At 55.9% G+C, this 19073-nt stretch carries 12 protein-coding genes; 4 read left to right on the forward strand and 8 right to left on the reverse strand.

The genetic code is table 11. The features are described 5' to 3' along the window. The first annotated feature begins 820 nt into the window (after positions 1-820). Entirely contained in the window at positions 821-1750 is a 930-nt protein-coding gene (locus VAE55_RS10620; RefSeq protein WP_322815757.1) for a hypothetical protein, read from the forward strand. A gap of 147 nt (positions 1751-1897) precedes the next feature. Here the strand turns inward: VAE55_RS10620 and VAE55_RS10625 are convergent, their stop codons facing one another. Beyond that, positions 1898-2977: a GAF domain-containing protein gene (locus tag VAE55_RS10625; protein ID WP_322815758.1), complete on the reverse strand. Its 1080-nt coding sequence runs from the start codon at positions 2975-2977 to the stop codon at positions 1898-1900. Positions 2978-3080: 103 nt separating this feature from the next. Continuing rightward, positions 3081-5561 carry an ATP-dependent Clp protease ATP-binding subunit gene (locus tag VAE55_RS10630; RefSeq protein ID WP_322815759.1) on the reverse strand — a complete coding sequence of 827 codons (2481 nt, stop codon included), beginning with the start codon at positions 5559-5561 and terminating at the stop codon, positions 3081-3083. Between the two features lie 129 nt (positions 5562-5690). On the opposite strand from VAE55_RS10630, the gene VAE55_RS10635 reads away from it, so the two are divergent. Further along, a complete protein-coding gene (locus VAE55_RS10635; RefSeq protein WP_322815760.1) occupies positions 5691-7622 on the forward strand; it encodes a hypothetical protein in 1932 nt (643 codons plus the stop codon). Between the two features lie 267 nt (positions 7623-7889). On the opposite strand, the gene VAE55_RS10640 is transcribed toward VAE55_RS10635, so the two are convergent. After that, positions 7890-8279, reverse strand: coding sequence for an isoamylase early set domain-containing protein (locus VAE55_RS10640; RefSeq protein ID WP_322815761.1), 390 nt, complete (start codon positions 8277-8279; stop codon positions 7890-7892). Positions 8280-8733: 454 nt separating this feature from the next. On the opposite strand from VAE55_RS10640, the gene VAE55_RS10645 reads away from it, so the two are divergent. Beyond that, positions 8734-10491, forward strand: a complete 1758-nt coding sequence (locus VAE55_RS10645) for a CocE/NonD family hydrolase (protein ID WP_322815762.1) — start codon at positions 8734-8736, stop codon at positions 10489-10491. 104 nt (positions 10492-10595) lie between these two features. Next, positions 10596-11765, forward strand: coding sequence for an acyl-CoA dehydrogenase family protein (locus VAE55_RS10650; RefSeq protein WP_322815763.1), 1170 nt, complete (start codon positions 10596-10598; stop codon positions 11763-11765). Positions 11766-11984: 219 nt separating this feature from the next. Here the strand turns inward: VAE55_RS10650 and VAE55_RS10655 are convergent, their stop codons facing one another. From VAE55_RS10655 to VAE55_RS10675, 5 genes are all read right to left on the reverse strand, one after another. After that, positions 11985-12962: an ABC transporter permease gene (locus tag VAE55_RS10655; protein ID WP_322815764.1), complete on the reverse strand. Its 978-nt coding sequence runs from the start codon at positions 12960-12962 to the stop codon at positions 11985-11987. Positions 12963-12973: 11 nt separating this feature from the next. Beyond that, positions 12974-13978 (reverse strand): ABC transporter permease, encoded by a 1005-nt coding sequence (locus tag VAE55_RS10660; RefSeq protein WP_322815765.1) that lies wholly within the window; start codon positions 13976-13978, stop codon positions 12974-12976. A gap of 63 nt (positions 13979-14041) precedes the next feature. Next, a complete protein-coding gene (locus tag VAE55_RS10665) occupies positions 14042-15826 on the reverse strand; it encodes an ABC transporter substrate-binding protein (RefSeq protein ID WP_322815766.1) in 1785 nt (594 codons plus the stop codon). A gap of 730 nt (positions 15827-16556) precedes the next feature. Then, entirely contained in the window at positions 16557-17474 is a 918-nt protein-coding gene (locus VAE55_RS10670; protein WP_322815767.1) for a PH domain-containing protein, read from the reverse strand. A gap of 45 nt (positions 17475-17519) precedes the next feature. Continuing rightward, positions 17520-19073 carry a peptidylprolyl isomerase gene (locus VAE55_RS10675; RefSeq protein ID WP_322815768.1) on the reverse strand — a complete coding sequence of 518 codons (1554 nt, stop codon included), beginning with the start codon at positions 19071-19073 and terminating at the stop codon, positions 17520-17522.

Below are 19073 nucleotides of genomic sequence, written 5' to 3' on the forward strand. Positions count from 1 at the left end.
CTGTCCCACACACTTGCCAGCAACCCCTTCAGCGTGGGTCGCCCCTCGTGCGCGATCAGCCCGAGAAGGACGGTCACGCAGTCCTTCCATTGGCGGCGGCTGAAGCACGGGCGAAACAGCTCCGGGGAATAGCGCAGTGCTGGGAAAAGGCATAGAATGGGCGTGGGCCTGGTCCACCTTTGGGACAATGGTTTGCTGGTGTATTTCATTATCCACGAAAGAGGCCGTGCCCGCTACTTCAGATTATCAAAGTGCAAAGATAGTGAGTCAGATGTTGCCGGACTATTCCTGTCGTGTAGTTTAGCGTAAAATAATTTCTAAACAGCATGCTGAACACACATCACGAGAAAGAGGCGACGCATGTCTAGCATGCATCGCCTCTTCGATCTGAGAGTAACGATACCGTAATCTACGCAGATTGTACGTGGAAGATAGCTTGTCATATATTTTTCATTATCATATCAGATTTTATTCAAAAAACATTATCAAAAAATATGTATGAAAGGCTTCTTATCACGATCATTCTTTGCTATTGAATTCAGTAAATTTATTGCACTTGTCCTCATCATCTTCCCGTATGGTGCTGCTGCCTCACGGGCACACGAGTCGAAATCTTCACACCGCAAGGTTTCGCCTCGTCCGCAACCACAGGTGCTCCGGCACCGGCCATCTTCCAAACCCAAACCCTGCTGGCCCACTTCGATTATTATTGCGTCCTTGAGCCACCATTCGGCCCTGAACCTGTCGAAGTCGATGTTACCTTTCCTGACGGACGGGTTTTTACCCTGGGGCGAGTCAATTGCTTGATGGCGTGATCGATATGCCGACCAACGTCCAGTTTGCACGCTTCAGCAATAATGCCGGTCAGCTCTCGCTCAACATTACGATACCGGGTACATGGCCTTACGGTTGCTACCGACTGACCGGACGCGGTCTGAGTAGTGGTGGCGCCAATACCGCCTCAGCGTTCTTTGTCGTGATTCCCGGTGGCCGACCAGGGCCAACCGGGAATGTGGAGTTACGCACAACGTTGAACGGACAGGACACCAGTGTTATTCAACAGGGACAAATTCTCGAAATCGACGGCCGTGGGTTCATCGGTGGTGAGTTTGTCTCATTCTGGCTCACGGCCCCCGAAGGCACCGTTATCGATTTTCCGCCCGGCCAGCAGGTCGTGCAGGCGACACCTTCCGGCGCTGTCGCCACATCATTCCAGTTTGAGGGCAAGAATCCGGTTGGCCGCTATACCGTGACTGCCCTCGGCAACACCAGCGGTTTTCGCGCCTTTGTCCACTTTGAACTGCGCTCCCGACCGGTTACACAACGCGGCCCGGCCCGGCTATCGGTCGTGGTACCATTTGGTGCCGAAGCTCCGCAGCGCTCGATCTTCTACGCGAACGGCGACCTTTTCTTCCCAGGTGAGCGCGTAGACATCTGGTTGACGATGCCGGATGGATTGGTGCGCGGCTTCCCCTCGACCTTTGCTGACCCTGTAGCTGGTCAATTTACGGTCGAACTGTTCCTCGATGAACGGCTACCGGTTGGATTCTACCAACTGACCGCGCAAGGGGCAGTGAGTCAGCAACTGGTGATTGCTACCTTTACGCTGACCCAAACGACTGACACAATTGTCAATCCGCAACCGGTACCCCAGATCGGGTTAGACAACAATCCAGCTACGCCGCCCAATATCTCTTTCAATGATCCCGATCCGACGAATAGTAACGAATACGGCAATCCCGATGAGTAGTGGCTGGATCGCGTGCCCGATCACCGCAAACGTGAGAACAGCCATCGCTGTGCGACTGCGAAGAGTGGGCAGAGGAATTCCCTCTGCCCACTACTATGCATTAAACCCGAAAATGGTCTCAACGTGTTACTTACCAGATCGGGGGAACTATTCGCCGGTAGTGGGTAAAACACTTAACCCAAGCAACCGGTACATTTCTTGCAAACGGGCGAATTGTGCTTCGAGATCGGTAAGCGCCTGAAGGTCACCGGCACGTGCGCGTTCAAATGCAGTGCGGACCTGGGTTTCGATCTCGCCTAACAGCGTTACACTGCGTTTACGCCGGGTTTCAAGGTCGGCGGCGTAGATTGCCAGTGAGATGTGACACGCGGCCAGTTCCAGCAGATTGAGATGGGAACTATCGAAACGGCGACTATGGGTTGTCGTCACCGTAATTGCACCGAGCAGGCGCGTTCCCCAGCGTAGCGGAGCAGCCATCGCACAACGTGTTGGGGCGTCTATTTCGTGCGTCCGTAATGACAGCCAGCGCCGGTCAGCTTCTGTCTCATCGATGATCAGCGGTTGTCCTTCTCGCAACACCAGACCAGCAAAGCCGTGTTCGCGCACCTCACGAGCACGTTCTGGAGTAGTAACGTGACCATTACTGAGCAGCAACATTGGTGATTCTTCATTATCCAGCGGAATCAGTAACAATGATGCTCGCTCACCACCAACCATCGCCGGCACCTGCGTTGCCAGTTGCAAGCCGAGATGGAGCGGATCGGCCGTAGCGCTGACAACCAGCCGGCCAAACTGCAACAATTGGTCGAGGGTGTCGGCGTGGGCACGTGCCTGGTTGAGGTACTGATCGAGTTGCCCCTGAAGTGACGACTGTTCAAGCACCGTGCCAACAATTTGACCGAGCGCCGTGAGCAATTCACGATCATCGCTGTCAAACGGAGGGGTCGCCCGTGTCACTTCAATGCGCCCGACAACCCGACGGCCAATCGTAATCGGGCCAACCAACACTGTGGGAGCGTGGGAGCGTAAACTACCGGTGCCGGCGGGAACAATGATCTCGACCTTATCGGCCAAAAGCCACTCGCCGCACAGATCGCGCAGCATTGGCAATGGATCGGACTGGCGAGCAGTTGCGAAAAACGCACCTACCGTTGTAAGGGCATTGCGCAGACGGGCAGCGCGCCGCTGGGCAGCGACAAGTTGAGTTGCGACATCGGATGCAGTCACGGCCACTCCTGATCTGGAACAAAGAACTTGATGACCTTCATTCACGATAATACCACGACGCCGGGTGAATGAAGATGACAAACCCAGCGTCGTAGATTACAGTTCAGGCATCAAGAGGTTCAGCCGGGCGGTGTTCTTCCATGGTCAAGATGCCACCGCGATGGAAGACCAGTTGACCATTCTCGACATCTACTTCTATTTGATCACCGGCCCGGAACATACCGCGCAGCAACTCCCGCGAGATCGGGGTTTCGAGGAGGCGCTGGATGGTGCGGCGCAACGGTCGCGCACCAAAGACCGGATTGTAGCCCTCTTGCACCAGGTATTCCCTGGCGGCCTGGGTCAGGGTGAGACCAATCTGCTGTTCGCGCAGCCGTTCCACCAGCTCGGTGATCTGGAGTTCGACGATCTTCGTTAGATCGTCCATCGAAAGCGGATGGAAGAGAATGATCTCATCGATCCGGTTCAAAAATTCGGGTCGGAAGGTCTGCCGCAATGCTTCATCGACCTTCTTTCGCGCCTCACGCATATCAATCGTTTTGGCGTTTTTGCCACCGACATTGAAACCGATCCCGCCACCTTGCAGATGTTCGGTACCGGCATTGCTGGTCATGATGATGATGGTATTGCGAAAATCGACCGTGCGTCCCTGACCGTCGGTCAAGCGTCCATCGTCAAGCACCTGCAAGAGGGCATTGAACACATCGCGATGCGCCTTTTCGATCTCATCGAAGAGCACAACCTGGTACGGTCGGCGGCGAATGCTCTCGGTCAACTGTCCACCTTCATCATAGCCAACGTAACCGGGTGGTGCGCCGATCAGGCGACTGACGGTGTGGCGTTCCTGATACTCACTCATATCGACGCGGGTCATCGCCTCTTCGCTGTCAAACATAAACTCGGCGAGGGCACGCGCCAGCTCAGTTTTGCCAACACCGGTTGGGCCAACAAAGAGGAACGAACCAATCGGGCGCCGTGGATCGCGCAGGCCAGAACGGGCACGGCGAATTGCATCGCTCAGGGCGACAATCGCCTCGTGCTGACCGATCACGCGCTCGTGCAATCGCTCTTCCATATGGATGAGCTTCTCGCGTTCGGTTTCGAGCATACGACTGACCGGCACACCTGTCCAGCTTGAGACAATTTGGGCCACGTCTTCATCATCAACGACTTCATCGAGGTTGTTGTGCGCCAGCCACTCATTGCGCTCGGCTTCAAATTGGGCCTGGAGGGCAAGGTAGCGGGAACGTAGCATTGCGGCACGTTCGTAATCGCGTCGGGCACCAGCCTCTTCCTCTTCGGCCTGAAGTCGCTTCAATTCTTCCTCTTTCGCCTTCAATTCAGGCGGCATCGAGAAGATGTCGATGCGCAACTTGGCACTGGCTTCGTCGATCAAATCTATCGCTTTGTCGGGCAGGAAGCGATCATTAATATACCGGCTCGAAAGCTGAACGGCTGCCCGTAGAGCTTCATCGCTGATAGTAAGCTGATGATGCTCCTCGTAGCGCTTGCGCAGGCCGCGCAGCATCTCGACCGTCGTCTCCGGGTCAGGTTCTTCGACGAAAACCGGTGAGAAGCGCCGTTCAAGGGCTGCATCTTTCTCGACATGCTTGCGGTACTCATCGATGGTGGTTGCGCCGATCACTTGAATCTCACCACGTGAGAGGGCCGGTTTCAGCATATTCGAGGCGTCGATGCTCCCGGTTGCGGCGCCGGCACCGACGACCGTATGCAATTCGTCGATAAAGAGAATAAGCCGCCCCTTTGCATTGCGCACCTCATCCATGACCGCTTTAAGGCGCTCTTCAAACTCACCACGGAACTTAGAACCGGCAACCATCCCGGCCAGATCGAGCGCCAGCAGCTTTCGGTCGCGTAAGGTCAGTGGTACATCACCACGTGCAATACGTTGGGCCAATCCCTCAACAATCGCTGTCTTGCCGACGCCGGTTTCACCGACCAGCACCGGATTATTCTTTGTCCGTCGTGACAAGATGCGAATGACCCGCGTGATTTCGGCTTCACGGCCAATAACCGGATCGAGCTTATCTTCACGGGCTAGCTCGGTTAAATCGACGCTATACTTACTCAAAATTTCGTAGCGACTCTCAGCCGATGGGTCATCGCTGCGTTGACTACCACGAATCTCCATCAACACCTGATAAATCCGCTCCTGATCAATTTGATAACTCTGCAAAATTCGTGCCGATGGTCCATCACGCTCGTTGGCCAGTCCGATCAGCAGATGATCAAGGCCAACATACTGGTCTCCCAGACGGTTAGCCTCTTCCTCTGCCCGCTTGACTAGTCGCTGCGTGCGTGGCGTAATATAGACCTGACTGCCCATGCCGTATGGGCTGAGTATCTTGGGGAGCTTTTCCAGCTCGCGTTCGACACGTCGTTCCACCTCGATGGGATCTACGTTCAACCGTGTCAACGCACGAGCTGCTAGACCATCACGCTGCCGGAGCATCGCCAGGAACAGATGCTCAACATCGAGCTGTGAATGTTGATGCTCCTGCATAATCTCTTGCGCAATATGGAAGGCATTTTGCGCTTTTTCGGTAAATCGCTCCAATCTCATCGCAGTCCCTCTATCTGTATCCGCTGGTGGCGGTTTGGCAGATCACAACATTGATCTGCTCTGGTAGTATAGCACAGGAAGCAGTCGAAAACAGGGGTAAACTGTTGGATTTGTGTTAATGGAGATGTTATGAAGCGATGGTTGTGGTCTTCATCAGCCGATATCTGGTTGCTGATCGGTGTGATGTGTATCGGGATAGCCTGCGCCGGTATATCCAGTCTGGTTCTACCGATGGGTTTGCTCGATATTGGTACAACGTATGCCCAGCCCTACCTGGAAGGATTTCACGGTCTGGAGCGGAATCTGCAGTTCTCGTATTCTTTTACGAAAGAGAACGCAACGGTCACCTTTCCCGGTATTGGTTCCGGTTGGACAACACTTGTCCTACGTGCAAGCGGGTATCGGCCAGAGAGTGCTCCACCGGCAGAACTGTTTTTGGCAACCGATGAAACCGAGCCGATTCGACTGCAACTCCGCAACGATACGGCGCGCTACTATCTCCTCTTGCCACCAGGGGATGATGATTTGCGCATACAATTGACAAGCCCGACCTTCACGACACCGACCGACCCCAGGCAATTGGGGGTGGCGATTGACTGGATTGCTGCTCATCAACTGGAATACGGCTGGCCGTTTTGGCAGGCATTGTACCTGACGTTGATCGGTGGTTTGGGCTACTGGTTGTTGCGTCGGGTAGCGGTTGAGCGCCAGCCTGCGGCAGCCATTATGCTTGCAACACTCATCACGCTGGGCGGTCTGCTGGTATCGTTTCGCATCTGGTGGGCTATCTTTACCCCGATGCTGGTTGGGTTACTGATAGGATTACACCTTTGTCTAGGGCCACTTCGGGTTTTCACCTGCTTGGCCTTCGCCCGTGGCGGTGAAACGCTCCCTCAATGGCACGAGACGTGGCTCTGGCGGATTGTGTTGCTGGCGGCATTGATTAAGATCGGTGGCGTGATTTACCCGCAAACAATTGTGTACGATGAACGCTGGCATGTCCCGCGCACGCAACTGGTACTCGATGGCCGGTTTCTGGAGCTGGTGGTCCCGAGTCGGGTAACGCTGTTGGGTGATACCGTGGGCTTTGAGGGAGGGCACTTTCCGTATTCACCTCTCTGGTATCTGATTACAGCGCCGTTTGGTCTGATCGGTATTGATCTGGGTCTGGCATCGAACGTTTTGAACACAGCTCTTGACGTGTCACGAAGTCTGCTCATCGCTTACATTGCCCTCCGCCTGTTTGGACGTCCGGGGCTGGCCGTCACAGCCGCTGGCTGTTATCATCTGCTGCTGATGCCCTATTTTCTGATCTCGTGGGGTAACTGGCCGACCCAACTGGGACTTTGGGGAACCCTGGTCTTGATTGCGGTTGTGCTGGCTTACGATGATCGACCTGAAGAGCGGCGGGCATTGTGGGGGGTTGCCGCTGCCGCAGCTCTGGCAATGCTGACCTACACTGTTGTGGGGATTATGGCCTTTACAATGATGGGCATCTATGCATTGTTTGAACTGGTTCGTCGCGAAACACTGGCGCGTCATCGGGGCAGGCTGATCTTATTGGGGCTAGCAATTGCCGAGGGAGCGGCATTTCTCATCTACCACATGTGGTATGTACCGGTGATTGTAGCCGAAACTATACCTGCCATCGGTGCAGCGCTCGGTCAGCGGGTGGGTCGCGCCGATGCACCACCGTTACCGATACCACTGATTGATGGCGCTTTTATGCTCAATCATCTGACCTGGCCGGGCATTTTGCTGATCCTCGGCGGTGCGGTGCTTGCCTGGTCGGCAGCGCGTCGCGCCCACGGTCTGCTCATCGGCTGGTGGGCTGTGCTTCTGCTTTACTCACTGGTGAGCTGGAATATTGCCGACATGATTCTGAAGCAGGTCTTCTTTATGTTGCCGCTGGCCGCTCTCTGTATGGCACTGGCCATCGATTGGCTCTGGCGTCAGCATTGGATCGGGAAGACGGCGGTTATCTTGTCGTTAGTGTACCTCTCACTGCGACTTGCCGACCGCTGGTATGAATACATTATGGTGAAGCGTCATATTGGGTAACGGTAGTGTTCGGTAGGTGGTGGGAGAAAAGAGAAAACAGGAAATAGGAGGGAGAAAATAGGATATACAGTAGGAGGGAGCGCTGGGGGTGAACAAGATACGTCAAGTCCAGGCGAGACGTTGAGAGAGGGGCGGGAATGTAGTTCCCGCCCAATCACCTTGCCGGAATGGAGATTCTTTGATTGGGCAGGTAGACAGTCTATACCTGCCACGTTGCAGCGATAGGGGTACACGGCTGTGTACTCCTACCGATACATTCAATCTCCCCTAACCGTTCGAGACGAGCCGCAGCCGTGGCGGGAAGGATTTTACCGACTGTGATGAGCCAACTGCCCGCTCAGCCCTGGCAGCGGGATTGGCGAAGATGTTTGTATCAACTACCGAGTTATCACCGCCGTATGGGTTGGGGACGTAGCCGTCAGCATTCCAGTCGTTGTGCCATTCGTTGCCGTTGACAAGGTAGCGGTACTGGTAGGTCCGCCCGGCTTCCAGATCGAGCGTAACTATCCACCCGTGTTCAGTTGCGCGGAGCGGGGTAGCGTTGGGGTTCCAGCCGTTAAAGTCGCCGACGAGGTAGATTGTGTCGGCCCACAATGAGGCAGGGAGCGAGAACGTCACTCGTACTTTTCCGGCGGGGCCGGGCTGTTTCGCAATCATGGCCAAACTCCTTTGTCAGGCCGTTGTTGTGACTACGCTGTCAGTTGATTTTCAAATTATAGCATGCCCCTCGCGGTTATGTCGATAGGTGTTGCGTCTCGGTCTTGCTGTGCCATCGGTACAATGTATCAAGAGCGACATGAAACCTCTCACAAGAGGACCGGCGCATGCAACCTGGTACTGGCGTTCGTTGTCGGAATCGAGATTGGGTGCTGTTGCTATTGAATCATCCCGACATCGTATTACTTCATCCGCTGGTCGGGGTAGATGATCAGGTGGTAGCAATGTATCGTTGACCGATCTGGTTGGTTACGACTATCGCCGGGCAAATGCGGCACCGTCACTTTCAATCACCCCACCAGGTATACTTACCCGTACCGTTGACAGCAACCGCCCTACTGTGCTATCATCAATGACGCATTGTGTTATAAAGAAAGGCATAACGGAGTGTCACATGCGCTGGATCGGTTGGTCGCTGGCTGGAGCCGGAGTAACGGCAGCAACGCTCTTCGCTCTACGTCGCCCTTTACTGGCGAGGCTCCTTGGTTTGCGCCCCGCTGAATATGCCGTCCGGGTGGTGCGTGACATTCCTATTCGTATGCCCGATGGCGTCACCCTCTACGCTGACCACTATGCCCCATGTACAGGCGGCCCACACCCGACGATTCTCATCCGTACACCTTACGGTCGTCCCGGCGAACTTGGCTCGCTGGGTGTCTTTGAGCATACCGGTTGTATGCTCTTTGCTGAACGTGGCTACAACGTGATCGTGCAGGGAGTACGCGGGCGTTACCGCTCAGAGGGCGAATTTGAGCCGTTTGTGAATGAAGCTGCCGATGGGCGGGCGACGATGGCCTGGATTGCTGCCCAACCCTGGTTTGATGGCAATCTTGGCTTGTGGGGGCCGAGCTATGTCGGCTATGCGCAGTGGGGGTTGGCGATTGATGGGCCGCCATATCTGAAGGCGATTGTCCCAATCATGACCAGTGCCCGCTTCTCGCCACTCTTCTATCCCGGCGGTGCATTCGCCTTCGAGTCAACGCTGCGTTGGGTCTTTTTGATCGATGCCTCTAACCGCCACCGTCATAACCTCGACCTGTCTGCGCTGTGGCGAGGGTTTGTGGTCGGCGAGCGGATTCTGGATCGCGCTCTTCATCACCAGCCTTACGCCACAGCCGATACTATTGCGACCGGTGCGCCGGTATCTTTTTTCCAGCGCTGGCTCACCGATACCGATCCCCAGGGCGCCTACTGGTCGCGGGTTGATATGCATCGGCAGTTGCACCGGATTGACGCCGCTGTCCATCTGGTGGCCGGCTGGTACGATATTTTTCTCTCCGGCCAGTTGGCCGATTACGCGGCGCTGGTCGCAGCTGGTAAACGTCCATACCTGACGATTCTGCCGCTGGTGCATACCGGTCTTTCACAACTACTGGAAGGGATGCGCGAGGGGTTGTGGTGGTTTGACGCTCATCTGAAGGGCAGACGCGAGCTGTTGGCCCGCCGACCGGTGCGGCTCAAACTCATGGGTAGTAACGAGTGGCACGAGATGGATTTCTGGCCACCACCGGCAACCCTGTACCGCTACTTTCTCCGGCCAGGGCGGGAGCTTGATCGGCAACCACCCCCAGCCGCTGCGCAACCGGGCAGGTTTTGCTACAATCCCGCCGATCCGCCGCCATCGATTGGCGGTGCCGTCCTGAGTCCGCTGGCCGGACCACGTGATCAGCGTGTGCTTGAGGCGCGGAGTGATATGTTGACATTTACCAGTCCCCCGCTTACTGCCGATCTAGATGTGATCGGGCCGGTGCGCCTGGTCCTCTATGTCAAGAGTGATCACCACTTTTTCGATGTTGTCGGTCGGCTATGCGATGTCTACCCCGATGGGCGGAGTATTAACATTTGCGATGGTATCATTCGTGTGCGGCCAGGCATTGGCGAATGCCAGCCCGATGGCTCACGCCGTATCGAGATCGATCTCTCAGCAACTGCCCAGCGCTTTCGGCGCGGGCATCGCCTGCGTTTACAGGTGACCGGTGGCGGCAGTCCGCGATGGGGGCCGCATCCCGGTGATCATAGCCCTTATGGACAGAGAAACGGCGGTTCACCGCTGGAACAGTCTATTTATCACGATGCTGCCCATCCGTCGGTATTGATTTTGCCGGTGGTGGATGGCACGGTATCGCGTGATCAAACTACATCCGCAGCGTGATACAGACGGGCCGGTTGGTGACATCTTCTCTGATCCGTTCTGGGATAGATGGCGGTCAGGTTCGGTTGATGGCAGGTATTGTATGAACGAAGGGAGCTACGACAATGGAGTACGAGCACAGTGCAGAGATCAAGATGCTGCGACAGGCGGTGCGTGAGTTCGTTGACAAAGAGATTCGCCCGATTGCACGTGCCATCGATGAAGAGGAGCGCGTGCCCTTCGAGACGATGAAGAAAGCGGCTGAGCTAGGGTTTCTTGGCGTACCCTTCCCCGAACGGTACGGTGGGCTTGAGCTGGGCATTACCGGCTACTGCGTGTTGATGGAAGAATTGAACCGGGTCTGTGCCAGCCATGCCACCATCATTGGTGCTCATTCGCAACTGGCGGCGATGAGTATCTACCTCGGCGGCAACGAGCAGCAAAAAGAGACCTACCTTCGTGCCCTGATCGAAGGCCGGAAGTGGGGCGCATGGGCACTCACTGAACCCAATGCCGGCTCAGATGCAGCTCACATTCAGACGACCGCCGAACGACGTGGCGATGAGTGGGTGCTCAACGGTCAGAAGATGTGGATCACCAACGGCAGCTTTGCCGATGTCATCGTGGTCTTTGCCGCAACTGACAAGAATCTCGGTGCGCGTGGTGGCATTACCGCCTTCATTGTCGAGAAGACCATGCCCGGCTTCCGGGTCGGGAAGGTGGAAGAGAAGATGGGCTTGCGCGCCTCGCACACGGCCAGCCTCTACTTCGAGGATTGCCGGGTGCCGGCGGAGAATGTGCTCGGTCAGGTTGGTATGGGCTTTCCGCTCGCGATGCGCACGCTCGACATTGGGCGCTGTGGGTTGGGCGCGAGCAGCATTGGGTCGGCGAAGGAAGCCTTTGAACTGAGCCGCCGGTACATGGTTGAGCGCCATCAGTTCGGGCGCCCGATTGCCGAATTTCAGGCGTTGCAATTCAAGCTGGCCGATATGGCGGTGAAGCTCTACACCATGGAGCAGATCGTCTATGATTGTGCCCGTCGGGTTGACGCCGGTCAGCAGGCGACGCTCGAAAGTAGCATCGTCAAGCTCTATTGCACCGAGATGGCCAGCCAGATCATCGACGAGGCGATTCAGATTCACGGTGGCATGGGCTTCTCACGTGAATTGCCCCTGGAGCGGATGTACCGCGATGCCCGCGTAACCCGCATCTTTGAGGGTACCAATGAGATTCAGCGCCACGTGATTGCCAGCGAGCTGCTCAAGCAGGTTGGTTACAAGGTACGGTTGTATTGAGGTGTCTGGGGCGGGAACCAGCGGTGACGTATGGTTCCCGCTGCCCCCATACCTGATCGTGATCACGGCTGCTGCGGCAGCCACGCTGCCGCAGCATACCCATGCACCACGGGCAATCCCATCTGGCAACGGTATCCTCTCCGAAATGTGCAGCATTGCGTGCGGAGCGGAAATGCTGCTGCTACGCTTCTGCCACCCACGGCGAGGGAACCTGCTCTCTTACCGTTCACGCGGATCGAGCGCATCACGCAATCCATCGCCGAGGAAGGTGAACGACAGCATCAGACCGGCGATTAAAATCACCGGAAAGCTGAGCAACCATGGCCCGGATGATAGATTGTTGTAGCCTTCGGTCAGCATCACACCCAGACTGGTAGGGAACGGATTATCGGGATCGAGCGAGGGGCGCATCCCGACACCGAGAATAGTCAGTACAGCTTCGGCGCTGATCAATGCCGGAATGCTGAACGATGTGGACACAATGATCGGAGCCAGGGTATTGGGCAAGATATGACGCCAGAGGATAGCCAGCGTAGGCACACCAATGGTACGGGCCGCTTCCACAAACTCCTTCTCCTTCAACGACAACACCTGACCGCGTACCAGCCGGGCAATGCCGGTCCAACTGACCAGCGACACCGCAATGAAAATTAGCAACAGGCCATTAAAGGTACGGCCCAGCCACGTCTCGCGAAATGCGGTTGATAACGCGATGATGAACAGCAAATCCGGGAAGGCGGCTACAATCTCGGTAAACCGCATCAACAGATTATCGAGCCAACCGCCGGCAAAGCCCGATATTAAGCCGATGGTGACGCCAATCAGCAGAATGGCAAATTGTGGCACAATCCCGACAATCAGCGAGACCCGGATCGCATACATTAAGCGCGATAGCACATCGCGTCCCAGGGTATCGGTGCCCAGCAGATGCTCCGGCACCCCCATCCGGGCCGGATTATCGGTTACCCAAGCCGGTGGACGTAAGCTGTTGTTTGGGATTTGCTGAACAGGGTTGAAGGGTGCCAGCCACGGTGCAGCAATTGCAACGATGATATACAGCACAATAACCAGCAACCCTACCATTGCGGCCCGATTACGGCGCAGCCGGCGTAGTGCATCTGACCACAAGCTACGCGGTTTCGTATTTAAGTTCTGAAGGTCGATAGGATTTGTCAGTGGTCTGGCCGATGAAGTCACACCGTTCCTCACTACTTGTAGGTAATACGTGGATCAAGAATACCGTAAGCAATATCGACCAGTAAATTGGCAATGCCCAGGAAAAAGACATAGATGAGCGATCCGGCCATAATCATCGAATAGTCGCGCTTACCGATGGCGTCAACGAAGGTGCGACCCATACCGGGAACCTGAAAGATAGTTTCAACAAACAGGGTACCGGTAATCAAACCAGCCAGCGCCGGCCCTAGAATTGTCACTACCGGCAGTAACGAATTTTTCAGCATATGGCGCCAGATAATCACGTGGCCTGCCAGCCCTTTTGCCTGCGCTGTGCGAATATAGTCCTGACGCTTCACTTCCAGCACGCTGGCCCGCGTCAGGCGGGCAATGAATGCCATGCTGGTCGAACCAAGCGCTACTGTTGGCAAGACCCACGGCTTGATCGGATCATTCCAGTCTGGAATAACGGTAAACCAGTTGAGGATGACGGCAAAGATAATGACCAGAATCAGACTGGTAATCAGTGTTCCCAACGCAACAAAGATGGTTGATGAGAGTGAGAGCAGATAATCAAGCCAGGTATTTTGTCGCAGTGCCGCCAGGATACCAAGCGGAATGCCAAACACAACTGCAAAGGCCAGTGCCTGCAACCCCAGGCGTGCCGAATAATAAAACTTACTCGGTCGGGATGGTGTGCCTTCAAACAATTCCTGCTGTACCGTCCGTGCCCCGCGTGAAGCGTAGGTTGGGCCGAGATTTCCGGCAATGGCACCCCATTGAATTTTCCATTCACTAGAGCGAGTATCGGGCACAATATCAAAAAACATATAGCGGGTAAACTGCCGCCAGAACGGCAAATCCATCCCAAAGCGCTCACGCAAAATTGCTTCAACCCGTGGCGAGAGTTGCCGCCGTTCTGGCTGGGTATCGAATGGCCCGCCCGGTGTTAGCTTGGCAATACCAAAAGTAATAAATCCAACAATGATGAGCACAGGAATATTCCACAGAATGCGCCGAATGATATAGGCTGTCATAGGCATGCTCTGGTGGCGCGAGCAGGCTATCTCGCGCCACCGCTAGGGCTTCAGGAACGCCAACTATGGTTGGACATCAACGTTGGGCAGGTTGAAGAAGCCAAGCCAGTAATCGAGTGGGGTGATGGTGTCAGGTGTGATACCCTTCACGTATGGCTTCACCAGTACCGGTCCACCGTTGTTGAGCATGAAGACCACCGGTGCATCTTCGACTAGAATCCTCTGCGCCTGAGCATACAGTTCGGCCCGCTTCACCGGGTCTTGCTCAACGTCAGCCTGGCGCACCAGCTCATCAAGTTGCGGGTTCGAGTAGTTCACCCGTGCACTGAGCAGACCGTTGGTCTGGAACAACGAGACCCAGTTCTGCGGATCAGGGTAGTCGGCGCACCAGCCAAGCGAGAACATCTGCGGCGGGTTGTCCTTGGTAGCCGCAGCGAAGGCTGTCGGATCAATCGGATCAAGGATTACATCGATCCCCAGATTCTGCTTGAACTGGTTGGCAACCCACTCAAAGCGCGCATTGTTACGTGCCGTGCCTGAGTAGGTAAGCCGGATTTCAGGCAGCCCCTGCCCATTCGGATAGCCGGCTTCGGCGAGCGTCTGCTTTGCCTTCTCCGGGTTAAACTCCCACAGTTTCAGATCAGGCTGGTACCCAGGGAATCCAGGCGGGATGAAGCTGTAGGTTGGCGAACCAAGACCCTGGAAAACATCGCGCACATACGATTCACGGTCGAGCGCCTGCGCAAATGCCTGGCGCACCAATTTATTGTCAAACGGTGGCTTCGCCAGGTTGAAGCCGAAGTAGAAGGTACATGAACCGGGTACGTCAATCGTTTCCTTGCTTAAGACGGGATCTGATTTGACTGTTGCCAGGTCTTCAGCACCTACACCGAGGATATCAATCTCACCGTTCTGATAGGCCTGGAACGCTACCTGACCATCGGTGATCATGTAGTATTCAACCCGCTTGAGCTTAACCGGCCCTAGTGGCCCAACGTAATAAGGATTAGGCTCCCACACCGCCTTGCTATCGTGCTCCCACTCCTTGAGGACAAACGGGCCGTTACCGACATAGTTTTCCGGGTAGTACCACCAGTCGTCACCCTTCGCAACATCCTCCTCACGCACCGGTGCGCCAATCCAGAGGGCTGCCATGCTGAGGAAGTAAGGAGCAGGTGCGACTAGCTCGATCTGCAGCGTGTAGTCATCGATGGCCTTGACGCCAAATTCGTCGCGCAGCTTCTCGAGATCGAGCTGCATGACCTCTTCCATCGACAGACCCTGGCACGCAGCGGCACTGTACTCGCTGTAGCCTTTGATGATGCCACACGGCAGCGACTGATACTCGCCGGCAGTTTCAGGATCAGCCAGACGTTTCCAAGCGTATTCAAAGTTACGTGCTGTCAGCGGTGTCCCATCACTGTACTTGCCATCGCGTCGCAAGGTAAAGGTGTAGACGGTACCGTCTTCCGAAACCTCAACCTTCTCAGCAGCACCAGGGATGGGATTCATATCGAGATCGAAGGTCATCAGCGCCTGATAGGCCATCATGATGAACTGAATCTCGTTGACGAAGCTCGATTTTTGGGGATCGATGTTCTCCGGCTCAGAACCGGTCACGAGGCGCAGAACGCCGGGTTGCGCAGTGCCGACAACTGGCGCAGTAGTCGGTTGTTCAGCAGGGGCCGTTGTTGGTTGTTCAGCGGGGGCCGTTGTTGGTCGTTCAGCGGGGGCCGTTGTCGGTTGAGCTGCCGGCGTGGAACCACCGCCACAGGCTGCGAGGATAGGTAAGAGCAACCCAAACAGGAGAGCCAGTGCGAGCGAGCGACGCCAGTAAAGCAAATTCATCGCAACACTCCTTAAAAGGTATCTGTCATGCGAACTAAACACTCGAAGCGAGAAACACCGGCAAAGCCGCACTACGCCGAGCAGAAACGGTTTTTGGGCAAGTAGGGTGCGGGTTTAGAGAATGGTAGATACACCTCCTTTCTTAGCTCATGTCAAGTACATCCGCATCCGTTGCGTAGTGCACCCTTGCACGTGTGGGCATTCCCCGTTCGATAATCGTGATCGTAACACGTTCTATCGAAATCTGTCAAGACAATCATTATGCTACCGCAACATATTGAGGTACCGCCGACACTAAGTCAGGTGTAATAGAGGTCATAACATGCTATTCAACCATCACTCTGATGCTGCGCCTAAGCGTTGTACCGTTGTACGTAAGTGCAGGTATCCCTCTGGAAGCTGGGTGCGCGAGCTTCTAGCTCGTCCACTACCTGAAACCGCACGCACTGCTGACACTTGCTGAACTCTTCGCTTCCGCTCTCGGTGAGGTAGTGCAATCCCATGTTATGAGGAAACACGTTGCGCCAGCGTCTCCCCCCTCCAGCAGGTACAGATTGGGCGGGGGCATGGCGCTGATCACCGTTGCGAGCAGTGCATACGTGACACGCTCGCCATCAATTACCTTGATGCCGCACCTGGGGGTATAGTGCTTCAGCACGGGGATGATGCCAGAACGATGCACTTTGTTGGGGAAGATGAAGGTGTATTCTGCTGCGGAAATACTACCGAATCACGATCCCAATACGGCAGCCGCAGCGATGGCAAAGAAGATTTGCACACCCAACGAAAATCCCTGCCAGAGCCGGGCTGCCAGGGGGCTACGACGATACACGATCAGTCCACCGGCCAGATTCAGCAAGGCGATGATCAGGGCTGCAACAGGCAGAAAGAAGATACGCACCCGTGGCACAAGTTCGGCTGCCGCACCAATCTGATCACCCCGCCACTCAATCTGCGCCGGTAGGGTTGGATAGATAAACGCCAGCACACCGAAGAGCAGCAGGTTCAGCACAAACGTACTGAGAAGAATCTGGCGAATCACCGGGTCGGCCCAAAAGTCGTAGACCAGAAAGCGGGCAACCTGAACACCGGGCGCCAGGGTCTGTATGGCACCCAGGCGACGCCGTTGCTCCAGCTCCTGGACAAAGGTTTCCTGGTCAACAGGCGAGATCGCGTAGGCTTCCTGACCGGCGTAGATAACCAGTGCCTCGGCCAGTGGCCGGGTAGTGAAACGGTGGATGATCGTTCCATCCAGCGCTTTCACTCGTCCATGGTAATAGCCGATGCTGGCAAACGCAGTACGCCAGTCGCCAATCGCCAGAGCACCCTGTTCGATGCGATCAATCATATTGAGCGGGATGATGGCGCGACTGCCTATCCAGGAGACGTACAGACCATTGCGATCAAGGCTATAGCGGAGTGTGAGCGCAGCGCCAAACCGATACAGGAGGATGACGGCAAGGATGATCAACCCAAGTGCCAGCACCGCTTCCCCAAAGAGCCAGCCATCGATGGGCCATTGTTCTGGTGCACCGGTTAGTCTGGTAGCGAGGCGCACTATCAACCAACCGGCGCCGATGAGACTCAGCACGGCGAGCACGAGGCTGATCCAGACTCTTGAGGATGGAATTGGCGGCCAGCGTTGCATAGGTCTTTTGCGTGCCGGAGCAAACTGCTCCGGCACGTGTGAGCGTTACGGTGTTGTAGTTGCGGTCGATGTTGGTGTTGGCGTTACTTCCGCCGTGGGTCCTGCGGTGATCTCGACCGTCGGCGCCAGTGTTGGCGTTGGGAATGGCGTCGGTGGGCCTGGCAGATACGTGGGTACCGGTGTTGGTACCGGTTCGGTCGGCGCCAGCGTCGGTGTTGGTGTTGGTTCGGGGAAACGACGGACATCGGCGGCTGCCCGCTGTTCGGCGATCCAGCGGTCAAACGCCTCGGTGCGGGCCTGGCTAAGTTGTTCTTCCTGGGAGGGGATCGTTTGATCGGTGACTTCCAGGATGTGCCAGCCAAACTGGGTGCGGATCGGATCGCTGACCTGATTGACCGGCAGGCTAAAAGCAGCCGCTACCAGCTCCGGCGGATAGGTTGCGCCATTATCGGCAAAGCCATTCCGGTCGAACGAACCAATATCACCGCCATTCTCACGCGATCCAATATCGTCGGAGCGCTCGGCGGCCAGCGTGGCAAAATCGGCACCGTTCCGAAGCTGCATAACAATCTCTTGTGCCGCAGGTAAAGCCGCTGCAAACGCTGCTTCAATCTGCTCTGGAGTCGCCTCAGCCGGGGGGGTAACGGCAACCAGGATCTGGCGTGCACTAACCCGTTCCGGCTCTGTCTTGTAGGTGAAGCCATCTTCGGGCACCAGCCGGGCCTGAATCTGCTCGTTAAGCAACCGCTCCCGGTACTGACCGAGCAACGCCTGCCGGAATTCATCTTTGCTTAACTCTGGCTGACGTTCGGTGACGATCAGTTCGAGTTCGTAGCGGCGAAACACCTCATCGATAATCTGATCAAACTGCACCCGTGCCTCAGCCGGTAGCGGTGTCGGTTCTGGGGTGAAGGTAGGCACCGGTGTCGGTGACAGCTCTGGGGTCGGGGTTGGACCACCAGGGGTTGGTGATGGAGTTGCGGTTGGTTCTGGTGTCGCCGTTGCCGCCGGATCGACCGTCGGTTCTGGGGTGACATTAGGATCGGGCGTCGGTGTCGGTTCGGGTAGTGGTGGAATGAAGATGAAGCCAAGATCGGCAACGATATTCTGAATGACCTCATCATCATTAATAGTAATACCGAATTCCCCGGCTGCTCGCTGCTTGATCTGGCGATCAATCCATTCCGACACCACTTGCTGATCAACTTCAGCCCGGCGCAACGCGCGGATCTGCTGATCGATCACGATACTGCGGCCCTGGAACTGCTGCGCAATCTGGGGATTGTTACCGAAGAGATCAAGCAACTGAAAATTCTGGATAATCTGCCGGGCGTATGCGATACGCTGTTCACGCCAGTAATTACTACGGGTTAACGTAACTGAGCCAACCTGGGCGACCGGTCGGCTGGGTATCCAGAGCTGTTCGTAGATCAATCCGCTCGTAACGGTGAGCAGAGCGATGACCAGCGCACTCGCTGTTACGATAATAATCAGGCGCTGACGGCGCTCTTCTTCCATGCGGCGACGTGATGGACGCCGCGGCGCAGGGGTTGGCGCCGAAGACGATGCGCTCCGTGGCGGTTTGGGTGTTTGTGACAT

The sequence above is a fragment of the Chloroflexus sp. genome (assembly GCF_034432675.1).
GTDB lineage: Bacteria > Chloroflexota > Chloroflexia > Chloroflexales > Chloroflexaceae > Chloroflexus.

Excerpts from the sequence above, each read along its gene's own strand:
- VAE55_RS10630 (WP_322815759.1), bottom strand. The coding sequence starts at position 5,561 with ATGAGATTGGAGCGATTTACCGAAAAAGCGCAAAATGCCTTCCATATT.
- VAE55_RS10660 (WP_322815765.1), bottom strand. The coding sequence starts at position 13,978 with ATGACAGCCTATATCATTCGGCGCATTCTGTGGAATATTCCTGTGCTC.
- VAE55_RS10675 (WP_322815768.1), bottom strand. The coding sequence starts at position 19,073 with ATGTCACAAACACCCAAACCGCCACGGAGCGCATCGTCTTCGGCGCCA.
- VAE55_RS10670 (WP_322815767.1), bottom strand. The coding sequence starts at position 17,474 with ATGCAACGCTGGCCGCCAATTCCATCCTCAAGAGTCTGGATCAGCCTC.
- VAE55_RS10640 (WP_322815761.1), bottom strand. The coding sequence starts at position 8,279 with ATGATTGCGAAACAGCCCGGCCCCGCCGGAAAAGTACGAGTGACGTTC.
- VAE55_RS10620 (WP_322815757.1), top strand. The coding sequence starts at position 821 with ATGCCGACCAACGTCCAGTTTGCACGCTTCAGCAATAATGCCGGTCAG.
- VAE55_RS10665 (WP_322815766.1), bottom strand. The coding sequence starts at position 15,826 with ATGAATTTGCTTTACTGGCGTCGCTCGCTCGCACTGGCTCTCCTGTTT.
- VAE55_RS10650 (WP_322815763.1), top strand. The coding sequence starts at position 10,596 with ATGGAGTACGAGCACAGTGCAGAGATCAAGATGCTGCGACAGGCGGTG.
- VAE55_RS10635 (WP_322815760.1), top strand. The coding sequence starts at position 5,691 with ATGAAGCGATGGTTGTGGTCTTCATCAGCCGATATCTGGTTGCTGATC.
- VAE55_RS10645 (WP_322815762.1), top strand. The coding sequence starts at position 8,734 with ATGCGCTGGATCGGTTGGTCGCTGGCTGGAGCCGGAGTAACGGCAGCA.